26 protein-coding genes are annotated in these 22628 nt (G+C 39.6%); 22 read left to right on the forward strand and 4 right to left on the reverse strand.

The annotated features are described in order from the left end of the window. Positions 1-23: 23 nt before the first annotated feature. From ACRWQL_RS00745 to ACRWQL_RS00760, 4 genes are all read left to right on the forward strand, one after another. Positions 24-1205, forward strand: coding sequence for a PD-(D/E)XK nuclease-like domain-containing protein (locus ACRWQL_RS00745; RefSeq protein WP_434949662.1), 1182 nt, complete (start codon positions 24-26; stop codon positions 1203-1205). Between the two features lie 74 nt (positions 1206-1279). Next, positions 1280-1969: a recombinase RecT gene (locus tag ACRWQL_RS00750; protein ID WP_434949664.1), complete on the forward strand. Its 690-nt coding sequence runs from the start codon at positions 1280-1282 to the stop codon at positions 1967-1969. Between the two features lie 46 nt (positions 1970-2015). Further along, complete coding sequence (locus ACRWQL_RS00755) at positions 2016-2933, forward strand: hypothetical protein (protein ID WP_434949665.1); 918 nt, start codon at positions 2016-2018, stop codon at positions 2931-2933. Between the two features lies 1 nt (position 2934). Beyond that, positions 2935-3927, forward strand: a complete 993-nt coding sequence (locus tag ACRWQL_RS00760) for a hypothetical protein (protein ID WP_434949667.1) — start codon at positions 2935-2937, stop codon at positions 3925-3927. A gap of 725 nt (positions 3928-4652) precedes the next feature. On the opposite strand, the gene ACRWQL_RS00765 is transcribed toward ACRWQL_RS00760, so the two are convergent. Further along, positions 4653-5174, reverse strand: coding sequence for a hypothetical protein (locus ACRWQL_RS00765; RefSeq protein WP_434949669.1), 522 nt, complete (start codon positions 5172-5174; stop codon positions 4653-4655). Positions 5175-5278: 104 nt separating this feature from the next. Between ACRWQL_RS00765 and dnaN the strand changes: the two genes are divergently transcribed. After that, on the forward strand, positions 5279-6379 hold the full coding sequence (gene dnaN / locus ACRWQL_RS00770) for a DNA polymerase III subunit beta (protein WP_434949671.1): 1101 nt from the start codon (positions 5279-5281) through the stop codon (positions 6377-6379). Between the two features lie 131 nt (positions 6380-6510). Here dnaN and tnpA read toward each other — a convergent pair whose 3' ends face one another. Then, on the reverse strand, positions 6511-6927 hold the full coding sequence (tnpA, locus tag ACRWQL_RS00775) for an IS200/IS605 family transposase (protein ID WP_432283136.1): 417 nt from the start codon (positions 6925-6927) through the stop codon (positions 6511-6513). 21 nt (positions 6928-6948) lie between these two features. On the opposite strand from tnpA, the gene ACRWQL_RS00780 reads away from it, so the two are divergent. Both ACRWQL_RS00780 and ACRWQL_RS00785 read left to right on the forward strand, forming a co-directional pair. Then, positions 6949-8166 (forward strand): RNA-guided endonuclease InsQ/TnpB family protein, encoded by a 1218-nt coding sequence (locus ACRWQL_RS00780; RefSeq protein WP_434949673.1) that lies wholly within the window; start codon positions 6949-6951, stop codon positions 8164-8166. Positions 8167-8311: 145 nt separating this feature from the next. After that, on the forward strand, positions 8312-8506 hold the full coding sequence (locus tag ACRWQL_RS00785) for a hypothetical protein (RefSeq protein WP_432363624.1): 195 nt from the start codon (positions 8312-8314) through the stop codon (positions 8504-8506). A 290-nt stretch (positions 8507-8796) separates the two neighbouring features. Here the strand turns inward: ACRWQL_RS00785 and ACRWQL_RS00790 are convergent, their stop codons facing one another. Together ACRWQL_RS00790 and ACRWQL_RS00795 are read right to left on the reverse strand one after the other, a co-directional pair. After that, the gene (locus ACRWQL_RS00790) at positions 8797-9741 is read right to left on the reverse strand and encodes a hypothetical protein (RefSeq protein WP_432363626.1); all 945 of its coding nucleotides are present in this window, start codon (positions 9739-9741) and stop codon (positions 8797-8799) included. Beyond that, on the reverse strand, positions 9738-11021 hold the full coding sequence (locus ACRWQL_RS00795; protein ID WP_434949676.1) for an AAA family ATPase: 1284 nt from the start codon (positions 11019-11021) through the stop codon (positions 9738-9740). The genes ACRWQL_RS00790 and ACRWQL_RS00795 overlap by 4 nt, the downstream gene beginning before the upstream one ends. 259 nt (positions 11022-11280) lie before the next feature. On the opposite strand from ACRWQL_RS00795, the gene ACRWQL_RS00800 reads away from it, so the two are divergent. The 15 genes from ACRWQL_RS00800 to ACRWQL_RS00870 all read left to right on the forward strand — a co-directional run bounded on the left by ACRWQL_RS00800 (position 11281) and on the right by ACRWQL_RS00870 (position 22379). Continuing rightward, positions 11281-11628: a hypothetical protein gene (locus tag ACRWQL_RS00800; RefSeq protein ID WP_434949678.1), complete on the forward strand. Its 348-nt coding sequence runs from the start codon at positions 11281-11283 to the stop codon at positions 11626-11628. Between the two features lie 46 nt (positions 11629-11674). Then, complete coding sequence (locus ACRWQL_RS00805) at positions 11675-11905, forward strand: hypothetical protein (protein ID WP_434949680.1); 231 nt, start codon at positions 11675-11677, stop codon at positions 11903-11905. Positions 11906-12394: 489 nt separating this feature from the next. Further along, a complete protein-coding gene (locus ACRWQL_RS00810; RefSeq protein WP_434949681.1) occupies positions 12395-14113 on the forward strand; it encodes a PRTRC system ParB family protein in 1719 nt (572 codons plus the stop codon). A 202-nt stretch (positions 14114-14315) separates the two neighbouring features. After that, positions 14316-14654 (forward strand): hypothetical protein, encoded by a 339-nt coding sequence (locus ACRWQL_RS00815; RefSeq protein ID WP_432363635.1) that lies wholly within the window; start codon positions 14316-14318, stop codon positions 14652-14654. An 11-nt stretch (positions 14655-14665) separates the two neighbouring features. Then, the gene (locus tag ACRWQL_RS00820; RefSeq protein ID WP_432363637.1) at positions 14666-14887 is read left to right on the forward strand and encodes a PRTRC system protein C; all 222 of its coding nucleotides are present in this window, start codon (positions 14666-14668) and stop codon (positions 14885-14887) included. A 2-nt stretch (positions 14888-14889) separates the two neighbouring features. After that, on the forward strand, positions 14890-15069 hold the full coding sequence (locus ACRWQL_RS00825) for a hypothetical protein (protein WP_434949684.1): 180 nt from the start codon (positions 14890-14892) through the stop codon (positions 15067-15069). A gap of 101 nt (positions 15070-15170) precedes the next feature. After that, positions 15171-16328 carry a hypothetical protein gene (locus ACRWQL_RS00830; RefSeq protein ID WP_434949686.1) on the forward strand — a complete coding sequence of 386 codons (1158 nt, stop codon included), beginning with the start codon at positions 15171-15173 and terminating at the stop codon, positions 16326-16328. A 57-nt stretch (positions 16329-16385) separates the two neighbouring features. After that, positions 16386-17135: a hypothetical protein gene (locus tag ACRWQL_RS00835; protein ID WP_432363641.1), complete on the forward strand. Its 750-nt coding sequence runs from the start codon at positions 16386-16388 to the stop codon at positions 17133-17135. Positions 17136-17384: 249 nt separating this feature from the next. Further along, positions 17385-19226, forward strand: coding sequence for a BRCT domain-containing protein (locus ACRWQL_RS00840; protein WP_432363643.1), 1842 nt, complete (start codon positions 17385-17387; stop codon positions 19224-19226). A 127-nt stretch (positions 19227-19353) separates the two neighbouring features. Further along, the gene (locus ACRWQL_RS00845) at positions 19354-19662 is read left to right on the forward strand and encodes a hypothetical protein (RefSeq protein WP_434949688.1); all 309 of its coding nucleotides are present in this window, start codon (positions 19354-19356) and stop codon (positions 19660-19662) included. A 258-nt stretch (positions 19663-19920) separates the two neighbouring features. Continuing rightward, the gene (locus ACRWQL_RS00850) at positions 19921-20148 is read left to right on the forward strand and encodes a hypothetical protein (RefSeq protein ID WP_434949690.1); all 228 of its coding nucleotides are present in this window, start codon (positions 19921-19923) and stop codon (positions 20146-20148) included. Positions 20149-20221: 73 nt separating this feature from the next. Then, the gene (locus tag ACRWQL_RS00855; RefSeq protein WP_434949692.1) at positions 20222-21013 is read left to right on the forward strand and encodes a PRTRC system ThiF family protein; all 792 of its coding nucleotides are present in this window, start codon (positions 20222-20224) and stop codon (positions 21011-21013) included. Next, positions 21014-21325, forward strand: coding sequence for a hypothetical protein (locus ACRWQL_RS00860; protein ID WP_432363651.1), 312 nt, complete (start codon positions 21014-21016; stop codon positions 21323-21325). A gap of 8 nt (positions 21326-21333) precedes the next feature. After that, positions 21334-21591, forward strand: a complete 258-nt coding sequence (locus ACRWQL_RS00865; RefSeq protein WP_432363653.1) for a hypothetical protein — start codon at positions 21334-21336, stop codon at positions 21589-21591. Positions 21592-21767: 176 nt separating this feature from the next. Continuing rightward, positions 21768-22379: a helix-turn-helix domain-containing protein gene (locus tag ACRWQL_RS00870; RefSeq protein WP_432363655.1), complete on the forward strand. Its 612-nt coding sequence runs from the start codon at positions 21768-21770 to the stop codon at positions 22377-22379. Positions 22380-22628 lie beyond the last annotated feature (249 nt).

Genomic DNA, 22628 nt, shown 5'->3' on the forward strand with positions numbered 1-22628 from the left:
ACCTCAGCCAAAGAGTGAAAAAAATGACAGTTATCAGCCTTAAACAATCAAACACACATTGGATTGATGCTATCCAAGAGGCGTACAGTCCTAACGGCACGCCCAACTTTATGGACAGTGCTGGTGCATTAATCGAAGGGATTTATCTCAATTTACCCAATGAGGTCTATCATTCTTTGCCTGCTGAAAGCTCAACAAAGATCAAGACACTCGCCAAAGGTCGTCATCATTACTTTCGCCAATACCTATCAGATGTCTGTCGTTTAAGAACGAAAGCTCAAGAATACACGTTTGATGCGGGTACATACGGGCATATGCTGGTGTTAGAGGAACATAATTTTCACGGACATTACATGCGAAATCCTCAACCTGAAGATTTTGCTATGCCAAATCTGATCCACACTATTCCTGAGCTAAAAGAGGTGCTAGCTAAACATAATCTACCTGTCTCTGGCGCAAAGGCTGTGTTAATTGAACGGCTTTGGGAGCATGACGACACCTTACCGATTTTTGAAAAGTTGCGTGAAAATGCCATAGAGCGATTTTTAACTAGCCTTTATCCAAATGCGACATTCAACAATGAGAAAAACATTCTTGATTATGCAAAAAGCTACTACATAAATATTGAGAATGACTTTGATGTGGTTTTAAAACACGTACAAACATTGAACCCTAACATGCTATTGCTTGAGGATTTGATTAAGCAGCACGTAATTGACCATGTGGTTTGGGATGATGCGCATCGCGTTCAAAAATCGACTAGAGCACACCCGAAAGCAAATTGGTTGTTTTCTGATGGCTTTGCTGAAATATCAATTATAGCAAAATGTCCGACAACTGGGCTAATGCTAAAGGTGCGTTTTGATTGGCTACGTGAAGATGCGATAGCCGTAGACCTCAAGACAACCGCCTCAAGCAATCCGACTAAATTTGGTTATCAACTTCGCGACCTACGTTATGACATTCAGCAAGTCTTTTACGTTTACGTCGCCAATTTGATAGGTATTCCAGTCCGTCACTTTGTCTTTGTGGCCACAGAATATAAGGATGCCGACAACTGCGAGACTTTCGAGCTGGCTGAGCGAAAACGAGCAGAGGCTGATGAGGAAATGCATCAACTTTTAGCCGAGCTGCAAGAGTGTTTTGATACCGAGGACTGGTACGGATTTGATCGCAGTCGCTCAACTTGGGTTCTTGATGTGTAGGGATTTCAGGCTTGGTTGCCCGTTTTCCCACTTGGCTTAAAGTAGTAAGAAACAAAGCACAAAGGTAATGACTAATGACTATTCCATTTACACAATTATTCCAACAATCGTTTCCTGAATTGAACCGTAAAAATACAGGGTTTGTTGATTTAAACGATGAGATCCAACACCTAAACCAAATCATTTGGCGTTCTAAAATGTCAGGCTTTGATTTATCGCAAGCGCAAGAATATTCAGTGCATCAAGTATTAGAAACCATTGTCACACTGGGTATCTCGATTGACCCGCAGAAAAAGTTAGCGTTCATTGCCGGTGAAGTCGATATTTATAACAATCCAGTGATAAAAATGCACGTTGGTTATCGCGGTGAAATTGCGCTTGCTACTCAGTTTAATATCATTAAATCGGCTTCCGCTAACCTTGTGTTCGAAAATGACGAGTTCAAGTCATTTGGAGTCAATAAAGAAGTTGAACATGTTATTACATCTCTCTCAACAACCCTTAGAGGCCAGTGCTCAGGCGGCTACTGTCGCAGTGTTTTAGCTAATGGCGACATCTTAAACGCGACACTTTCTATAGAAGAAATGGACGCTATTGCAGTCAGCCAAATCGAGCACACCATGGGTAACACAGCCTGGAACAGTGTTTGGTGCAATGAAATGCGCAAAGTGGCGATATACCGAAGAGCAGCTAAAGATTGGCGTCAACGTCTTTATGCTAATCCAGCATTGAAACACTCATTGAACTACACGGATGCGGCATAAATTACCTGCGATATAATTAAGCTAAGTGAAAATAGGACTATTTAAAATGAATAAATTATCATCCACAATTAATAACTTAAAAGATTTTCTTTCGTTAAGTGTTCAGCAAGCACTTGAGCTTGATAAATTAGTAACTAACACAATCAACACTCGATTTGAGTTCGGAAGTGAATTTTACTCTTTGAACGATGTTCACCCCACGACGCTTGGTGAGGCGCTAACGCCCTATCTGCAAGCAAATATTCTTGTCACAGAATCCGACATGGCACTACAAGCCCGTTATGTTGAGCGCAAAAGCGCATTTGAATTTGAAATTGATCTGACGTTTGAAGGTATGAAGCGTTTGCTTACTGAAAATACCGCTATCTCGGCCATCACGGTGAACCCAGTTTATGCAGCTGATGAGTTACGAATTGATAATGCGACTCAAACCGTTCATCACAATGTCAGTAACGAGAATTCTTCTCTGGAGGGGTTGTATTGCATCATCGACTTGGATGATGGCCAATCGTTTTTAAACCAAATGACAACTGAGGAAGCAAAACATGCGCTATTTGCTAACTGTCATCAACGTTTGAATGGTGTTAATCCTTACATCTCCCAAATTAAGAAAGTCCAATGCCACATGATGTCTTGCTTACGCCGCAGTCTGAAAAGTATTTCAGCGATGCATTCTGTCGAAAATCATTCCTACATTGCAACACTGCTTGATTTACATGACCGTCAATACATTAAAGCTCAAGAACTAAGAAAGGTCGCTTACATCAAAAATCGTTATCGCAACTGCGTGAATCAGCCAAGTGCGATTGATGCTATTTTCAAGCAAGCCCAAGGTTCGGTTGTCGTGCCATTCAGTCATGCTTCTGACAAAGTTGAGCGTAAGGAAAAGCTTGATAGAACGGTATTCGCACCAATCCATAAATCGTGTGCTTGGGAAGGCGAAGACTTTGGCGTGGGGTTTTAAGATGATGCCATTTATAGAAAGAATTGTCGTACTTAAAAACCCTAAAGGCTCGATTATCAGATTGTACATTGACCATGACGGCAAGCAGCTGTTTTCTATACAGCGCTCAAATGACATAAACGGTCGTACTAGCCACTTTTTCAACAAGAAGCTTTGGTACTCTCGTTATCATGTGAACCTCATTTTGGACCGTCAAATTGCCCAATACGAGGAAAAAGGCTATGACGTTATTGAAGAGTTCACACTCGATCCTCAACCCATTGTGCATGACCAATTTCGATTTGATAATCACGCACTACAAAATAACAAAAGCATGATGAAGATTAGTCACAATGCGATACCTCTAAGCATTGAAGCGTCTTTTCAGCACTTATCTATTATTGATATGCGCTATAAGAAACCCGTTGTGAATGCGGAAATCTGGAAATTATTCGAGCGAGTTAGTCACATGATTAACTTTATCCCTTTTAAGTGTACAGCTATTTACGAGCCAGATGATCAACGCTTTGTAATGCTCACAACTAACTATCGCTCCCAGCCAAAACCTGCTGCTGGTTATAAGCTGAAATCACTGTTAAAGAGAGCCAGCTCAGTTATGAAATTCTGTGAATTCGAGTGTCAACCTGTAACAGCCAAAACCGAAGGTGTATTAGCTCATTTTGAACAGCACATACTTACTTTTCACTATGCCGGGTGGCAAGTGGCCAATCTCATTGTTGAGCGAATTAAACCAAGTCGGTGCACATACAACCTCTATTCATTTAAAAATGAAGCTCATTGTTTAATTGACACAATGGAATTAAATATTGACCACGACCAACATGCATTGTTTTTACTAAACATAGCCAATAACAAAGTAGCACAAGCGGTATATGTTCAGCGCTCTGAACGCACTAAAGCGATTAGCGAGATACCATTTGTTAATGCTATCGTACCCAGGAACAATGCCATGACCGATGTTGCTGATTTTTCTTCTGAATTTATATGTATTTAACTACAAAGAATTGATTAATAATGTTATTCGTTTCAGTTATGTTTTTTTTGGTGCGATTCTATTATACAGAAAGCTTCAAAGTAGATGTTCAATGCCAACTAAGAATGACAAGAAGGTTTTCCTATTAGTTAGTAGTTCTATCGTTATTCTTTGGTCATTGATTCTTATAGTTAATATTGATTTTATAACGGGCAGCCTCAATGATTCTTTTTTTACAGTTATAACAGGTTATTTCACCCCGTTTTTTGCCCATATCCTTATTGCTTATCTTTGTTTTACAAGTGGATGGACATTAAAACAATTTCCCGAGAACTCTAAGTTTACGTTCAGCTTCAAAAATCACACGATAAAGCCACATTTCTCTGGGAACAAAAAGCAATTATTTAGTGCAATAACATCATTAGAAATCCTTCTAAATCTTATGATCAATGAAGAATTTCAGCATAACAATACAATTAACTTAATGAGCCCGCTGATAACAACTAAATCTGAAAGTTTACTGTCAACAATCATAAAAAAATCAACCAACAACCTCGTGCCAGCTCCCAAAAATTAATATTAAGCTCTAGCAATGCTGTAAACATCGGTATCTTGATTCGAATAATCTATTTTTTACAATTTCTATTACTGAACCGGCGTAACATCAAGCAGTTTCGACGGATAGTATTTCAAGGTTGGATGCTAGCATTCGGAAGTTGGAGAAAAGTAAGTGTATCAATTCAACGCTAAAGAAAGATATATCTCAGCATATCAATCTCTTGCTGCTTATTTTCTAACGCTACTTCAATATTATCAATGTCCTTTTGAATTTCAATCGAGTCTATTTCGCTCGATTTGAAAGGTTTAGCAGATGACCTGCTCGTTCTAGGTCCAGTTGGAAGCTTTGGCCTGACACTATCCATTAACAACTGCGTAGACGACTGATAGTGATGAGAAATATCTTTCAAATCATAAGGCAAATAACTCAAATAAAGCTGCTTATCGTGGAGAATTATTAAACCAAACTCACAATTTGGTGAATAATCTTTGCTTGAGTCTAATAAAATACTGATTTTTTTCAGTAATGAGTTAAGTAAATGAGCAGGCAATTTACATATCAATGTTACCTCGCCATCAATCCAGGTGTCACCCCACATTATCGGTTCTAAATACTCGAATCGTTGTAATTGCGCCATCGTCAACTTTCGGCCATCTACTTTCAGCGTCACAACCTCTACTGTTAATTCATCAAGTGCAACATTGGGCATATTATCTAAACCTGTTCAATAAATTATAAGTATTTGACCAGTTGCGCGCTTATTTATCAATGCTTTAATAATAAAGATAAATCAGATACAAACAGGTACTTAATATGTTCACTATTTCTTTAGACCAAAAAACTCGTATTAGCGCAATTTGCAATTTTGCCAATGGCAAAGTAAATCCCATTTATGAGCAAGTAAGAATTGAAGCTAATGCGTTAGCGGGAACGGTTTTGTTTAGTGCCTGCAATGGCAATCAGTACAGCACATTCTCGCTTGAAGCAGAAGTTAAAGAAGATGCCAGCTTTTGCGTTAGTAGTAAGCGTTTGTCGGTTGTGACAACGGCACTAGCAGGTGATAAGGCTAAATTTACCTTAAAAGATAACGATCTCTTTGTTACCAGTGGCCGTAGCCGATTAAAACTACAAACTTTCAATGCTCAAGATTATCCAAACATGGAATCGTTTGAGCCTGAATGTCGTATCGAAACCACCATCGAACAAGTCGCAAACATTGTTAGTCAAGCCTCTTATTGCGTAGCTAACTCTGATGTAAGAGCCTACCTTTGCAACATGAATTGGCAAATTATTGAGAATATGCCAGTTAGAATTTGCGCCACTGATGGACACCGCCTAAGCATGACGCATGAGCAATTCCCTGCTTCTGAGGGTGCGGGTTCGTACCTAATGCCCACCAGCATATTTCAAAGTGTATTGGCACTAAAACTACCTAGTAATGCTGACTGTGTTATTACATTTTCCGCTAAAAAAGCCTGTGTTGAAGTACCGCAATACACCATCCTATCGACTCTTGGTGATGGTTGCTATCCCAATGTAGACCGCATTATCCCGACTGATAATACGAAGTCTGTTACGTTCAAATTAGCCGAACTAGCTGATTTATCAAAACGCATCAACGCTGTCGCAATGTTAGAAAAAAACCCAACAGTCATATTGACGTTTAACACACAAAATCAATGTCAAATGCAAGTCAAATCCGTAAACGGTGATGACTTTACAGATGAACTTGATCTAGTAGAGAGTACCTTAGCCGAAGAATTTGTTATTGGCGTAAACAGCAAGTATTTACTCGATGCTATCAGCAAGCAAAACGGTGAAAATGTCACACTTATACTGAATCATCTTGGCGCAATTAAGATTATTTCTGAAAATGACAACTTGACCACCTTGGTGATGCCAACTCGCATTTAGCATTTTGTATTTGAGTGAACTCATTGCGCAGTTAACGTACTGAAATATGGTTTTATCAGACGCGCCGTAAAACCCCGTCCTTCAGGTCGGGGATGTAAGGCACTGGCAGCGTAGCTGGCACGGTTTTGACTCTAGTGCGGCGTTTGTTGCTGCTCAATGTATCGGCGAATCACGTCGATAGGTGCGCCACCGCAACTGCCCGCAAAATAGCTGGGAGACCACAGTGCGCCGCCCCACAATTTTTTCGTGATGGACGGATATTTTTTCTTGCGAATCATGCGGCTGGAAACGCCCTTTAGACTATTCACGAGTGCCGATACCGCTATTTTCGGTGGGTAATTAACGAGTAAGTGAACGTGGTCGTCTTCGCCATCGAATTCAATCAATTCAGCTCCAAAATCCGCGCATACAGCTGCAAAGATGGGTTTAAGCTCATCGAGTATTTCCTTGGTGAATACTTCACGCCGATACTGAGTCACAAAGACCAAGTGAACGTGCATATTGAATACACAATGTCTACCGTGTCGAATATCGTTGTTTGTTTGCATAGGCCAAACTATACTTTGGCTATGGAACGACGACTACAAGCCTTCAAATTCGAGCTACAGCCCAACGGCGAGCAAGTGCGCAATATGCGTCGCTTTGCAGGTACGTGTCGGTTCGTCTATAACAAGGCGTTGGCGTTGCAGAAAGATAACCACGAAACGGGAAATAAGTTCATAGGCTATGTGCCAATGGCGGCGGATCTGCCGAAGTGGAAGCGCGAAGCGGGCTTCGACTGGATTAAGAATTCCCCCTCGCAAGCGCTGCAACATGCGCTCAAGGATTTAGAAAAAGCCTTCAAGGGATTTTTTGAAAAGCGCACGGATTTTCCGCGTTTCAAAAAGAAAGGCAGTGGCGATAGTTTTCGCTATCCAGAACCCAAGCAAATCAAATTAGACCAAGCCAATAACCGTATTTTCCTGCCCAAGCTGGGGTGGCTAAAATACCGTAAAAGCAGAGATGTATTGGGCGAAGTGCGTAACGCCACGGTAAGTCAATCAGGTGGCAAGTGGTTTGTGTCGATTCAAACACGGCGCGATGTTGAGATTGTGCCAGTGGCTACAAGCGCCATAGGTATTGATGTGGGCATTGCGCGTTTTGCGGCAATGAATGACGGTAGCTATATTGAGCCGAAAAACAGCTTCAAAACGCAGATACAGCGGCTGGCTAAATATCAGCGGCGCATGAGCAAGAAAGTGAAGTTCAGTGCCAATTGGAAAAAGGCCAAGGCCAAGGTCACACAAATACACGTCGATATCGGCAATGTTCGTAAGGATTTTCTGCATAAGCACACACATACCCTCAGCAAAAACCACGCGCTGGTATGTGTAGAAGACTTGCAGATTAAGAATATGTCGAAATCATCAAAAGGTACGGCGGAAAAGCATGGCAAGAAAGTAGCGCAAAAATCGGGCTTAAACCGCGCCATTCTCGACCAAGGCTGGGGTGAGTTTAGGCGACAACTGGAATACAAAACCGCTTGGAATGGCGGCGTTTTGCTCGCCGTGCCTGCGCAATACACCAGCCAAACTTGCCCTTGCTGTGGCCATGTATCAAAGGATAATCGCAAAACCCAAGCGCAATTTTTGTGTGTAGATTGTAACTACGAAAATAACGCCGATGTTGTCGGCGCTATCAATATATTAGAGCGCGGGCAGCGCTTGTTAGCCTGTGGAGAAACGGCAGCTTTAGGCCGCTCTGTGAAGCAGGAACCCATCGAAGCGACTAAGCTGAAAACTGCTTAGCGCCGTAGGAATCCCCTTCCTTTCCGCGTAGCGGCAAAATCCTTTTGGGGATTTTGAGGTGGGGGAGGATGTCAATAATACCTGTTGCACGTTTCTGAGAGAAGTTACTATGATTTTAAATTAAAGCCAAGGTAGGAAATAGATCATGGAATTAGTAATAAAACAACATCCAACCATCGAGACAAATGAAGCGTTTGTTAATGGACTTATGGTTGGGGTATTTGAGCAAATGAACCCTGACAATGATGTCTATTCATTTATGTCTAAATGTTCACATGACAAGCTTACAGGTCATCACTACATTGCTATTTTGAATCGTCTTTTTCGGAATAAAAATTAACTCAAGCTCAATAACACTTTGTCAGTAAATAATTAACTACCAAAAAAAGCCCAATCAGTTTGGGCTTTCGTTTCTTTCATGAATCAAGATTTTGTAGCTTGCTCTCGAATACAACGTATCAGCAGATCCCAATCCGAAAACTTCATTGCTGGGAACTTTGTAGGCTGATGATTTGCTATTCCTGTGGCAAGTTGTAATATGGCGCTAACTGACATAAATTCTCTCCGTTTTTACTGTTGGTAGCGATTGGCCCATGGCACTTGGCGGTTTTATGGGCTATCGCTAATAAATTACTTAGCTTTCTGCTTACTTTGATAATACTCAGCGATTAAACGCTCAATATCCTCAATCTCTTTATCAGACCCGTTTGATACTTCAAAAACTGTCTTTGACTTTCCTGACTTTTTGATTTTTACATGTCTGTTCTTATCTATATCCACAAACTTTCTCGGTTTGTCAGTTGTTGCGGACTTTTTTAAACCAGCAGCTTCTACTATGAAGGCAAGCACTTCTTCTGTTGATGTTCCAGGCTTAACATCTAAAGTTGAGGTAAAGGCATCTAACGCCTCGTTGTCGATGAATTTACTTGCGACTGATTTTAGTTTTCTGAAGCGCATATCACCAAGTTCTTTGGGGATCTCAAATAAATCCACTAACTTTTGTGGCACTTCCCAAGCTCGCATACAGCGTTCATATTTGGCTTCACTAATCCCCTCTTCTTCAATTATTTGCTCTTTGGTCATTGGCGTGGATGGATGATTTAACAAATACTCAAAATAGGCACCATGATCACGCGCCGAATGTTCTTCTGCACTTTGCAGCTCTTTAGTTAAGCCCTTAACTTCGGCAGTTGTTAACGCTTCTTTGCAATACATGACTCGAAGTGGCCGTTGAGCCTTTATTGCTGCGTCACGTCTGCGTGAACCGTCAGAAAGCTCATAAATGCCATCGACCAATGTTGCTATACAACTATGATACTGTTGACGGGCAATGGATTTCACTAAAGAGTGAGTTTTTAGCTCGCTTTGCAAACGACGATTGTGCACATGTAAGCGCGTTAACCTATCAACATCTTCTGCCGGTATAGTGACTGTCCAAAATGTAACTTTTCTACCCGATACCAATGTCCAAATAATAGGCACATCTGCAAAATTAGCCGAATTGGATTTATTCTCATCCATTATGGCAGTCATACTCTGAGCTATTGAACCCATCTTACGTTTTTGATTACTCATGACTGACGACTCCTGATCAACTGCGTTCTGGCGAAAAATGAACGGGAAAATGCATAGATAGCATCTTGAGCAGATTTCAAGGCACCTCGGCCACCATCGTACATAGAAGGATCAACGGAAATAACCGTATCCAATGTCACACCACAACGTTGAAAACCGGACAATTCAGGGATATGTGCATCTAACATTTTTTCACCTAAACAAATGGTGGCTCCTGATAGGGATTCTTGATGTTGCAAGATATGTGGGCTGAATTTGTTCATAAAGCCGATCATCTCTTTGCCCGAAACATTAATATCTTGCTCAGTTAGGTAGCGCATCAAGATCTTAATTTGAGACAAATATTTCAACGAACTGTGAAAATCAACTGGTGATGGTGGCAAAGGGATCACTAATGCATCAGCCGCGACAATACCATTCAATAAAAAATAATCCATGTGTGGGCCTGAATCGACAGTGATTAAGTCGAAATCACCTTGCAATTTTTCAATGATATTCTGTTGCAACAATGAATGCGGCTCTTGCCCGTCTAACCGATGCTCACACTCATCCAACCATGATGTCGTTAAAAAGGCATCATCAATGGCTGCGGGAACAATATAAACACCAGGAACGTCTGTTTCAAATACATAATCGCGCAATAACTCTTCGCGTGTAAGATTTTTATTGAACATGGCTTTAGCAGCAGTAAATGGTTGTCCACCCACAGCTAAACGGCTTTTTAAAAACATAGTCGCACTAGCTTGTGGATCAAGGTCAATAACCAATCCACGAATATCATGATGGATCAACGTTGGTTCTGTTCTAATCGCATGAATAGTATTTACACAAGCTGAAGTCTTGCCGGCACCGCCCTTTAGATTATTGAAATAGGCGACAAAACCTTTACTATGCTTTTCTCTATACTTAGGTACTTTGCGTTGCTCATAGATAGCAATAACATCTTGCAGGCTAAATGAATCCAGGTTGCCATTGGCCTTTCTTGTAAATTGATATCCATCCTCTTCCATTTGCACCATCGCTTTTTCAACAGCGTTACGTGATAAGTATGGGAAAGACTCAACAGTTTTTTTTGAATAACGCATATGAAAATCAGGTTTACTAAATTCTTCCTTGAAATTTTGTACGTGGCTATTAATGCCATCTAAATATGCATCTGCTCTATTTGAAATAAGGTCGAAGTCTGATAATTCCATCTTTAAAAAAATCTCCTCAGTCGTAATGAAACGATAGTAATACACATAAATAGTGATCGCAACACGATTTTCACGAACAAACACGAAAAACGTGCACAAAAAAATAAAAACAATAAAAAAGTATAATGTTATATCTCATGATTGATAAAAAATCTGAAATTTACTCAAAATATTCCTAAACACAATTAATAACACAAGCCGTTGTTTTAAAGTGATTATATTGACTTAAAACGTCTTTTCTGCGCCCCGCAATTCCTAAAAATTCAACCAACATCAAATCTGAGTGGCCGGATATAAAATTGGTAGCAATATAGTTGTTATCACACAACAATCTATCATTAATATGCAAATCACTCACACACTAGCCAATAAAATCGACCAAATTTCTGTTTCACATTTGGCTTTTCATCACAGAAATATCGCTCAAGAATTTATCAGTAGTAAGCACCTTCATATTGATGACAGTGAAAGGCTGCTTTGCGAAGCGTTATATCACCTTTCATACCTCGCTTATCAAGCGCGAACTCAACCTAGCATTGCCCATGTGTTGGTTGTTGATTGGGCTGTGATGCCTTGTCAATCAAGACAAATGATGTGCTGGTTAAATCAGCTTCGTAGTGCAATTCGCCATAACAACAATTGTGTCACTACCACAACCAACTACCGCCCTGCCCCAGCTATTGCGCGATGACAGATGAGTGCAAAAATAATCTATTATTCTTAATGAGGCTCAATCTATGTGGACATATCTAGCAATACGAAATCAAATTAAAACCGTTGACGATATTAAACAACAAATCCATCGAGTTGACCGACAAGTCAAAACGGTTAAACGTAAGCAGATGATTGCTTGCACATTTGCTGAAACACTGGCACTAGAATCAAAAATCAAATCGTTAAAAGCTCTTTCTCATAAATTAAAGCTGAATTGCTTCGTGATAGAAGAAGAGTTGAACGCTAATGATTAACAGCTATCGGAGTCGGTATTTTTGTGTCGGTGATGTTTGCAAGGTTTACCGCAATCTGAACAATCGTAAATTTTCCATAGTGGCAACAACAGGCCAATTTAAAGGCAAAGTTGTCGCTCATGCTGATTGCTTAACACTTACCAATGTCACCTTTAAAATCAGCCAAGCTTCGAGGGATCGTGCTTTGCGTGAAAAGACTCGCAATGTCCACGCTTTTTCAATTGGCACCATTGAGTCTTTCGCTGATTACTGTCACGACAACACATTGGAAGTCATAACTTACCGCCCGTTTGAACGCGATTGCTTTTACCGAATATCAGATAACCAGCCTATAGAATGTTGCTCAAAGTTGTATTTGAACAATGGAATGGCTTTTTCCGTAAAGCAGCTTAAAAGCCTTTAGACATTGGCAGTTGCCCGTTTTAAGGAGTGCGTTAAATTTGTAGTCACTTAACAAATACAGCCACTTAAATTTAAAAAGGTAATCCTATGAACGCAATCACTACTGTCGAATTAAAACCTACTAATATGATGATCCCTTTATCATCCATCGTACCGTTGTCATTTGGTAACTGCCGCACAAATCGCAACTCGGAAAGTTACCAAGAGTTATTAAATAGTATCAAAACTCGTGGTGTTATCCAGCCAATTCTAGTCCGTCCTTTTGATGACAAATTTGAAATTATTGCGGGTTATGGGCGTTTTGAAGCATCCACTGAGCTTGGTTTAGAAACAATCCCCGCTTTTGTAAAAGTATTAACCGATGCTGAGGCGTTAGAGCATCAGTTAGAAGAAAACTTAACACGATCAGATTTAGACATAATTGATGAATGTAAAGCCGTTCAACAGCTATCCGCTTTTTACAATGGTGATCGTAAAGCTATTGCCGACCGTTTAGTTTGGCCTTTACGCAAAGTGAATGAGCGCATCGAAATCTTACGCTGCACAAGTCAAGTGCTTGAAGCGGTACGCACAGGGGCTATCACCGTTGGTCACGCTCTATTACTTGCGCCATTCTCAGAAAAACTACAACAAGGCACTTTAGCCAAAGTAATCTCTGAAAAATGGACGGTTGCCTATTTAAGAGAACGAGCCAGCAAAGGCCAGCAGTTACTTGCGCTAGCCAAGTTTGATACTAACGAATGTAATACATGCCCACATAACAGTGCCGCGCAATCTGGCCTGTTTGGACTTGAAGATCACAAAGCCGCTTGTTCAAAGTTGAGCTGTTTTAAAGAAAAAACGAATGAATGGCTTGAAGTGCGTAAAGATGAATTAGCAGATCAATACGGCACTGTATTACTTGTTCAGCAAGTTGCACAAGAAGATCGACACACCGTTGATGCTCCAACAGTTGGAGAAGAACAATTTAACTCAGGCTGCATGACTTGTGAAAAGCGAGTTGTTTTAATTGATGACCGCCTAGGACGTAGCCTTGGCACTACTTACACCAACCAATGTATTGACAACATTTGTTATTCCCAGTGTGTTAAAGCGTTATCTCAATCAGAAATAGAAGAAGTTGAAGAAGAGAGCGCAGATTCGATTGCCCTCGATATAGATGCCAGCAACACGCCAGCAGATGCAACTAGCGCCAAGCCATCTACACCTAAAAAAGCTAAACCTAAAAAGACTGTCAATTGCAGCGTATCAAGCAAAGTAGTCGAAACGAATAAACGTGTTCTACGCAATGTCAGTGCAAGTTTATTAATGCCTGAACCGCACTTTCAGTCTGCTATGACTTACGCTGCTTTACGTAGATTAGCCAGTGGTTATAAGCCGTTAATCACGGAACTTTCGCCTACGGATCATTTTTCTCAGGTGCTTAAATCAGCAATGGCATTAGATGAAACTACATTGATGGCTGAGATTGCGAATGTCACGCTTCACCTTTCTGCGAAACAAAGTGACGATAGCCTTAATTTCACCGACATGATGATTTCATTATTATCGGATTGCCAAAACCCAACAGATGCGGCTATTGCGAAATGGATGCCAACCAAAGAGATTTTATCTCAATACACAATTGACGGGATCAATGTTCTTTGTGTTGAGTCAGGATTTGTAGCGGCATTTGATAACGAGAAAGAGGGAGAATTTGCCAAGCTGACGACCAAAGGTAAACCACAATTGATTGATACCATTTTAAAGTTTGGGTTCGATTGGTCAGGCTTTGCACCAAAGGAATTTATCGCCCTTATTAAGTAACCTAATTGGCGGGTTTATTATAAAAACCCGCCAAAATTCCTAAAAAAAATACGAATGTAACGCAATGTAATTAAAGAATAAAAATAATTCCTTACCGAAATCTGCGCCCCGCAATTCCTACTCCATATTCGATGGTGTACACAGTTGCCGATTTAAAGGGTAAAGGTAAAGTTGTTTTATCTAAATAAACAAGGATAAGAAAATGTTTAATCAATTAGCTGAGTTAAAAAATATTGGTGGCGTAGAACGCTTGAATTTCTCAATTGAGTTTTTATCGGGTAACACTGCAAGAGTGGTAATCACTTCTCAAATAAACAAAGCCGCTACAGGTGAATTAGCAACTTTACTGAAACGCCCTATCGTGGTCACTGGCACACTATCAGATTTAGATATGATGTTGACCAATGAGCTTTTTAACTTCTCTACTGAAATCACTCACGCCCCTGCCCAATCGGAAACGAGTGTCGCACCGCAAACTGAAATAGCAGCACTTGATGATTTTCAAGATGATGTTGAACTTGATGATTCAGAATCGCTATAGGAGAAATTGAAATGTTATCAATGACCACGTTACCAAGAAAATTCAAAGTTGGTGTTGCAATAATATCTGATCCTGCTCCAGAGGCGAGTTTAGACGAAGTTCAACGTATTTTGTGTCAACAATACCCTATGCTTAGGCATACACGAATCTATGAAGAGGATGCGCGTTTAAATAGTGACGCAACGGCCTTAGAATACGAATTTCAATTAATTCCTGTTAAAACTAAGGGGTAATGATGGATCTACTTGAACAATGGGTATTAGGATTGACCCAAGAGATTGCAGAAAACAAATCTATCAATTCGGCCAGCATTAGTGACATAGAAAGAGTCAATAACAGCAAAGTTATTTCAATAGGGCGATTGAAAAAAGATTATTCAAGCATACTGCCTCACGAAATGCCGCCTATAGGATAACCCCTTAATGCCACTATCAACTTGATTGTGGCATTTTGTTAAGTTGCCGATTTTCACTTCAATGCGATTATTGAATAAGTTAATGACAACGGGTTAAAGCAATGAATTACTCTCCGACAGCACTGAAAATGCCTTGGTATCTCGCATTAAACAAAGCATACGTACCCGAAGTTGGTACATTAAATGAGACACCAGATCAAAAGACTCGTTTTGGCACATTTGAAAAAAGTATTGATTCAATAGGCGATATGCTCAAACTGGGTAAAGCAAAAGGCTTTATTTCTGACGAGCGTATTCAAGACGTTATTAACATTGATGTTCACTCTCATAACGGTATGGAGCTACTTGCTGACGTAATCACCAATGATTTTTGGCAGGGGTATTCAACTCACTTAAATACGATGCGTGGAGCCATTGAACAGCGGTACTTATCAGAAATGCCTGACGAACTAAAAGCAAGGTTTACAGAAATTTCAAACAATCATCTTTCGTTCCAAAAACTCTCTATCGGGATGTGTGAAGCTGATACTTATACTGAAAAATTCAAAATTACCATCACACCATCAGAGATATTTTTGACTGATTTTGATTTAGGTAAATATAAATTCGACTCGCGAATAGAAAGCGCGCTGTTTTCATTAATTAATCTCACCATGAGACACCAATTAGAATGTGCTGCGGCTGCTCATGGTGAATATGAGTGGTTGATGGAAGAAACGTTAGATGGAAATGATGAAATTGCTAATAAAATTTACCAATATTGGCAGCAACATAATGAGGATTTTGAGCTTGATATTGAGGAAATGGGCAAGGAATTAGGCATTGAGTCCTATGTAGAAGGAATAGAAGAAATTGGCATAGAGCCGATTATCTCATACGTAGCATCAATGAAACTTGAGTTAAAAATCACACGGTCAATGGAGGATGAATCGGCTAAACAATGCTTGTCGGCTTTAGCTCACGCTGGCAAAGAAGATAAAAATATCGCTTTTCTTCACAAAATGGCTTGTTATCTGCCAAATAAACCAGTGCATCACGCACTAGAAAATGTCGGTGATATAAGTATGGAGTATCAAGCACTGTATACATTTGGTTCTCAACTCGAATATTCATTAGTCGAATCTATTTTTGAACAAACCTATCAAACTGGCGAGGAAGCAGCATTGATGCTTGAAGCTACTGAGTTGGGATTATCATTTTTGCAGAATTATTTTGAATCACTTTATTTGAAAAGTTTAATTCAGGCGGTGCTTGAGTAGCGGGTATTCGGGTTTGTGGAATGATATTAAACAGAACTCAACAGCAGGAAATTAATTATGATCCCCCAATCAATTGAACAGGAAGAAGTCCAAACGCAATTACAAGACGGGGTAAAACAGGTTGATTACAATATCACTCCAAGCTTTGCCATTGTAGTTTATACCAATACAATTAAAAGTCGCATGGCCATGACTCGACACGCGATTCACAACAATCAATTGGCTATTGGGGAAGTAATCAACTCAGCAGAAGTTATCGAAATGATTAATAGTGAAGCTACAGCTATCAATCACTCTTCACTCAAAAGAGGGAATGAAGTCACGCTATCAAATGACATTATTGACCCTTGCGTATTATGTAAAAACTTTAACTCTATTATCTGGCATCGCCCCAGACAGCGAAAAAGTTTTTACTTATATAAAGAGCAGATCACCTTAAACTTGCCGCCATTACTGTTCAAATACAGTATTAATGATGGCTTAGAAGTGTATGCAATACGCCATAACAAACGCCCTACCGCCTCAGAGCCGCTATACCATGCGCCATTTATGAACCTTTACGCATCAGGTAAATTGTGTACTGGCACTATGAAATTACCCAAAAATATTGGGTTCGATACCATTGCAGACGTTGAAAATGAATTTTTCAACACTGTATTTACACATCCAAACAACTCAGGGATTTTGCGCAAACAAAATGACCTTAATGACTTTACAGCTTATACCAAGAAAAAATCCAAATCTGGTGACAAAATTCTCATTTCAGAATTAGCTAAAACTAACAAAACACTTTCTTCATTGTTGTAAAAACACACTTAAGTTGAAACCTAGCCCTGTTCGATTCTCAACAGGGTTTTTTATTATTCCCCTGCATAAATGAAAAAAATTTACGGGAAAACTCCTAAAAATTTAAATCACATTAACCCATTGTTATACAAGCACAATAAACCTTTTCAGCTTAGCTCCTGCGCCCCGCAATTCCTACTTTATTTGGGTTGCTGGATTCATAGGGAATGTAATGATAATGACAACTTAACACAGAGGATTGACACCAACATGAAAAAGCTACTTAAAACAACAATTGCTAACTTGTCAGATGTTCAGCTATCAGACTTAATGACCTATCTGAACGATCAGTATCGTAAAGGTACACCACAGATTTCCGACACTGCGTTTGATTTTATTTACCTTCCTTCATTGAGACAAAGAGTTCCACAACACCCACTAATAACCAAGGTTCAACCTGAGCCAGCAATGGGTTCAAAAGGGCGCATAAAACATCTTCACCCTATGCTATCAACCGACAAAGCGTATTTGGATAGTGAGTTATCAGCTTATACCTACCGCTGCCAACAAACCGCTGATGCGCTGCAACAATCTGAACTGAAATTTAGAATAACCGCAAAACTAGATGGTATTGCCGCTAAATATGATTCCATATTAAAAACAGTTGTAACAAGAGGTGATGGTAGTCAAGGTTACGAAGTTGGACGATTGCTTGAGTTAGGGCTAACCGTAATTGGTAAAGGTTCAGGGGTAGGTGAAATGGTTATCTCCCAAGCTTATTTTGACGAGCATCTATCAAACAAATATAAGCACAGTCGTAATTTTGTTGCTGGGATCGTAAACGCTGACAACATCAATGCAGATGGACTAAAGGCGTTAGCAGATGGCGCAATACATCTAGTACTATTTAAAGATATGTTCGGCCTGACCGTTAGTGCAAATGAAATCAATACCAATATGGTGCAATTGGCAGAGTGGGCAGGCCGTGAATGTCCTTATAACTGTGATGGCACAGTCATCGAAGTTATCAACCCTGTAGTAAAAGAGGCTATGGGCGCGAATGACCGTTTTCACAATTGGCAAATCGCTTTTAAGCAACAAGGCGAAACTGCGCAATTCAATGTTTTAGGTGTTACTTGGTCTGTTGGCCGCAACAAAATCACGCCAGTTATTGAAGTAGAACCACAACTATTGTCAGGTGCAGTGATTAGTCGCGTGACAGCCCACCATGCGGGTAACGTAAAATCCTTATCGCTCGGTAAAGGTGCTGTCATCGAGTTAGTGCGAAGTGGTTTCATCATCCCCAAGATTGAAAAATGTATTAAAACTGGATTGGTTGAGATCCCAACTCATTGCCCATGCTGCAAAGAGCCTGTTGAGTGGGCTAATGACTTTATTCTTTGCATCAACGATGCCTGTTCAGAAAGAAAGGTATCATCCATTTGTTATCACTTTGAATTAATACAATGTGATTTATTTGGTCGCAAATCCGTACAAAAATTAGTGCTAGGTGGATTAGATTCAATCGAAGCTATATATCAAGCAACACAGTCAGATATCGAGCGATGCGGTCTAGGAGCAGGGCAAGCCACCAATCTAATTAACGAACTTCAGCGCATTAGAAGCACACCCGTTGATGATTTTAAAGTGTTAGCGTCTTTAGGTATTAAATCGCTCGGTCGAGGTTCAAGCAAGCGTATATTGAAGATTAAAACCCTCAATGAAATCGCTACACTCTCAGCGAGTGACATTAGCATATTAGATAACTTTGGTGAGCTGACAGCGAATATTATTGCCACGAGCCTAAGACGCAAAGCAGACTTTATTACGTTCTTAATTAGCCAACTCAACATTAGACATACCAAGTCTGATACGCCTAAGTCGGGTTCGCTGGTTGGCTTAAAGCTAGTCTTTACTGGCAAGATGGAATCGAGTCGTGATCAAATGAAAGTCTTAGCTGAAAACAATGGTGCAGAGGTGCAATCGTCAGTCAGAAAAGACACAACCTATTTAGTCAAAGGGCAAAATGTTGGAGCAACCAAAATCAATGCGGCACAATCTAAAGGTGTAACCGTGATTGATGAAAATGCGTTTTACGCCATGATAGCCTAACACTTCAACCCAAATGCACTGGCAATACAATGGTTGTCAGTGCATAACTTTCAGTTCCAGGATTAACTTGTTGCCGGTTTTAATAGTTATCTTTTAATGGGGTGGTCTTACATAAGAGGGTAATGCAATGAAACTGTCTCAATTAACAGGCGTATCAAGTCTAATCGAAATCAACTCATATTCTAAGTCTATTAAAGAATGCCGTGTAACCGTTTCCGATGACATCATTAACGAACTCAAAGCTAGGTTCAAAAAGAATAAATGGCAATCTATAATTCAAATGCCTAATGGATTTACTTTTTTCGGTAAAAAGAAAAAAGACTTAGGTTGTGATTCATTAACCATAGCTGTAATTGGTGATACATATGTTCGGCATACATTAGCCTTTTCAAATTCAAGCAATACAGAAGTTACCTATTTTAAAATAATCCACTAGATCTGCTTTTCGGTTCGATTTGTTATTACGAAATCGGGTGGCACGATTCTGCTTCTTTGATATGCTGTAGTTGTAACTAATTGATAAGCAGAGGTCAGGATGATTATTTTTACATTTATCGGTGCGATATGGATTATCGTAATTGTGGGATTCATAGTTCAATCTTCAGGTAATAAAACTAGAACTAACACATCGAGTCACATTAATCATTGTTCAGGTGTAACAATACCGCTGATGAACAATGAAAGCTCGATTGATATGAGTACCAACACAATATTTACTGATATGGATTCAACCTCAATACTTACTGATATGGATTCAACCTCAATAAACCCAACGACAGGTCTGCCTATGCTCAATGACTGCATAGATGTATCAGGGACACCTCTTGGTATGAGTGATGATACGATTTGCGGCATGGGTGACACTTTTTGCGATTTCGATTCATTTAGCGCTATTGAAACTTCAGATGATATGTTTTCTTAATTAATCAAGCACAGTGGCGGGTTTTAGGTTTAGATTTATGATGTTCTTAGTTAACTACATAAGGGCTAAAAACATGGATTTTTATCTACCAGAGTCATTGCTAAACAAACCAATCAACATAGCACTAATAGGCGCTGGCGGTAGCGGCTCACAAATCGCTACAGAGCTATTTCAAATGGACTCTCTATTACGTAGCTTATCTAATGGCGTGGTTTACCTAAATCTGACCATTTATGACGGTGATGAAGTCAGCCTCTTTAACGTAGGTAGGCAAGGCTACTATTTTGGAGATATTGGTAACAACAAAGCAGAAGTGTTAACCAATCGCTTTAATATGTTTGGTCAAACACAATGGCAATTTAGAAAAGAATATTTTAATCCTAAAAATGCAAAGGCATTAACCCAGTTTGATTTTCTCATTACTGCGGTTGATAAAGCTAAATTCAGAGTTGAAATTGGTGAATCATTTGCAGCATTAAATAACCCATCCAATTTGTTATGGATTGACGTTGGAAATGGGAAACATGACGGTCAAATTATCATGGGAAACGCATTTGCAGCAAAAGACAAATTCAAACTGCCTAACGTGTATGACCTCTACGGCTCAATGTTGAAGAGCATTAATGAAACTGATGAAGATGCTCCATCTTGCAGTACCCAAGCCGCTTTAGAAAAGCAAGATTTTGGCGTTAACCGAGCTGTTTCTGCACAGGCCACGCAACTTGTTTGGCAACTATTACGATACGGGAAAATATCGCATCATGGTGGTTTTGTTGATGTATTAACTGGCACTACGCGACCGCTGAAAATAGATCCCGCGCAATGGGCTATATACGGTTATGAAACTCACATCGAGGTGGCATAAATGATGGTGTTATCACAACTTCAAGCACTGAAACCTGACTTGGGTACAAGTTTTAGTAAGCGCGTTAAATTCGTTCTTTTATGTTTCACTCATGAGCTAACACGCTCAGTTATTCGCTATGAACATTACGATACCTATGGTATTGGTGAGCGCGAATTCGATACTTGTTTTGAAATGTTCGATTCCATTGAGTTGAGTCAGCAAATCATAAAGCAGCTAGGTAGCTCCGCAGAATTGGTAATTGACCGAGAAATGGGGCAGGGCACTTATAAAAAATGGCTTGAAATGCAACCACAGAAATCGTTGTTCTAAGGATGATTATGAAAACTCAAATATCAATTATGAGCATCACTAGAGAGCTTGCAGTGATTGAAAGTCCAAGCTGTACTGATTCACCTGAATTCAATGAGAAACTCGCTACACTGCAAGCACTCATAGGCCAAAGCGATGGTTTGTTAGCAAGTCAATTTTTCGATGATTACACTTTGGATCAATGGTGTGCTGCAACATTCAATCAACGATGTGAAATAGTATCTAAATATATTAAATTGGAGATTGATGTTTGTTTTAAAGAATGAATCTTAAATCGTTAGTTCAGAGAGGCTTTATTGTGTCAGATATACAACACAATTTATCAGATATTGCAGATACTTAGCGTCCAGTTGCCGAAATGAGACCCTGTGATTAAATGGGTGTATTCAATTGAAGAGACACTATTGAATACAACAACCATAAATCTATATAAGGAAGCTATATGTCTGATATGAATTATGAGCAATGCCCTAAAGGTTTAAATAATTTACACCCGATTTTAAACCCAATCTTTAAAGAAAAACTTATCTATGCTGGCGGTAAAAAGGTGATAGATAGATTAGTAAACCTACTTGGGTTGAATAGTGCAGATGAATTATCGTCTATTATCGAGGTATCATCAGGCACAGTATCGACTTGGCGAATAAGAGATACCACCCCTTTTGAGCTTGTTATTAAAGTCCACTTATTTACAGGAATCCCAATTCAAAAGATTTTATTTGGTGTTGATATGCCTGTCGGTATTGGGTTAGCTAGTTGCCCAGATGTAATTACACAGCCTAAAGACTTGGTTAAAGACGAGTTAGCATTGATTTATAATTATTTGAATGGAAAATGCTCTGAAGGCGCTAATATCTTCCAATATGAAGTAAATAACTACTTGTCGCTAAACCAAGTCTACGATTTGATAGTGTTAATTAAAGAAGATAAATTGATCAGTTCTCTGAATGTGTTTCTAGCCAATATGGAAGAAGGTCAGTTAGCTACAGATGCTATCACTCTATTGCATGGAAAATTACATATCAAATTTATCCGAAAAAACCTTGTTCAATAAGGGAAATAGTGACTAATAGCGCAGTTAATTGTTAAGACAGCGCCATTCAGCTATTTAAATGAATAACCCAGTGAATATCACTGGGTTATTTTGGTTGTCCTAGCAAACAAACCTTATCCTAAACTTAACTCAGCCTCTAGCTTTTTAAGCCTTTCTGATAAAACTTCAACCAAGACTTAAGCATCATTAAGTGCATCGACAGGATCACGTTCCTTACTATGGTTAATCTGTTTTTTTAGCCAAACTGAT

The organism is Shewanella sp. HL-SH4 (assembly GCF_051164845.1).
Lineage (GTDB): Bacteria > Pseudomonadota > Gammaproteobacteria > Enterobacterales > Shewanellaceae > Shewanella > Shewanella glacialimarina.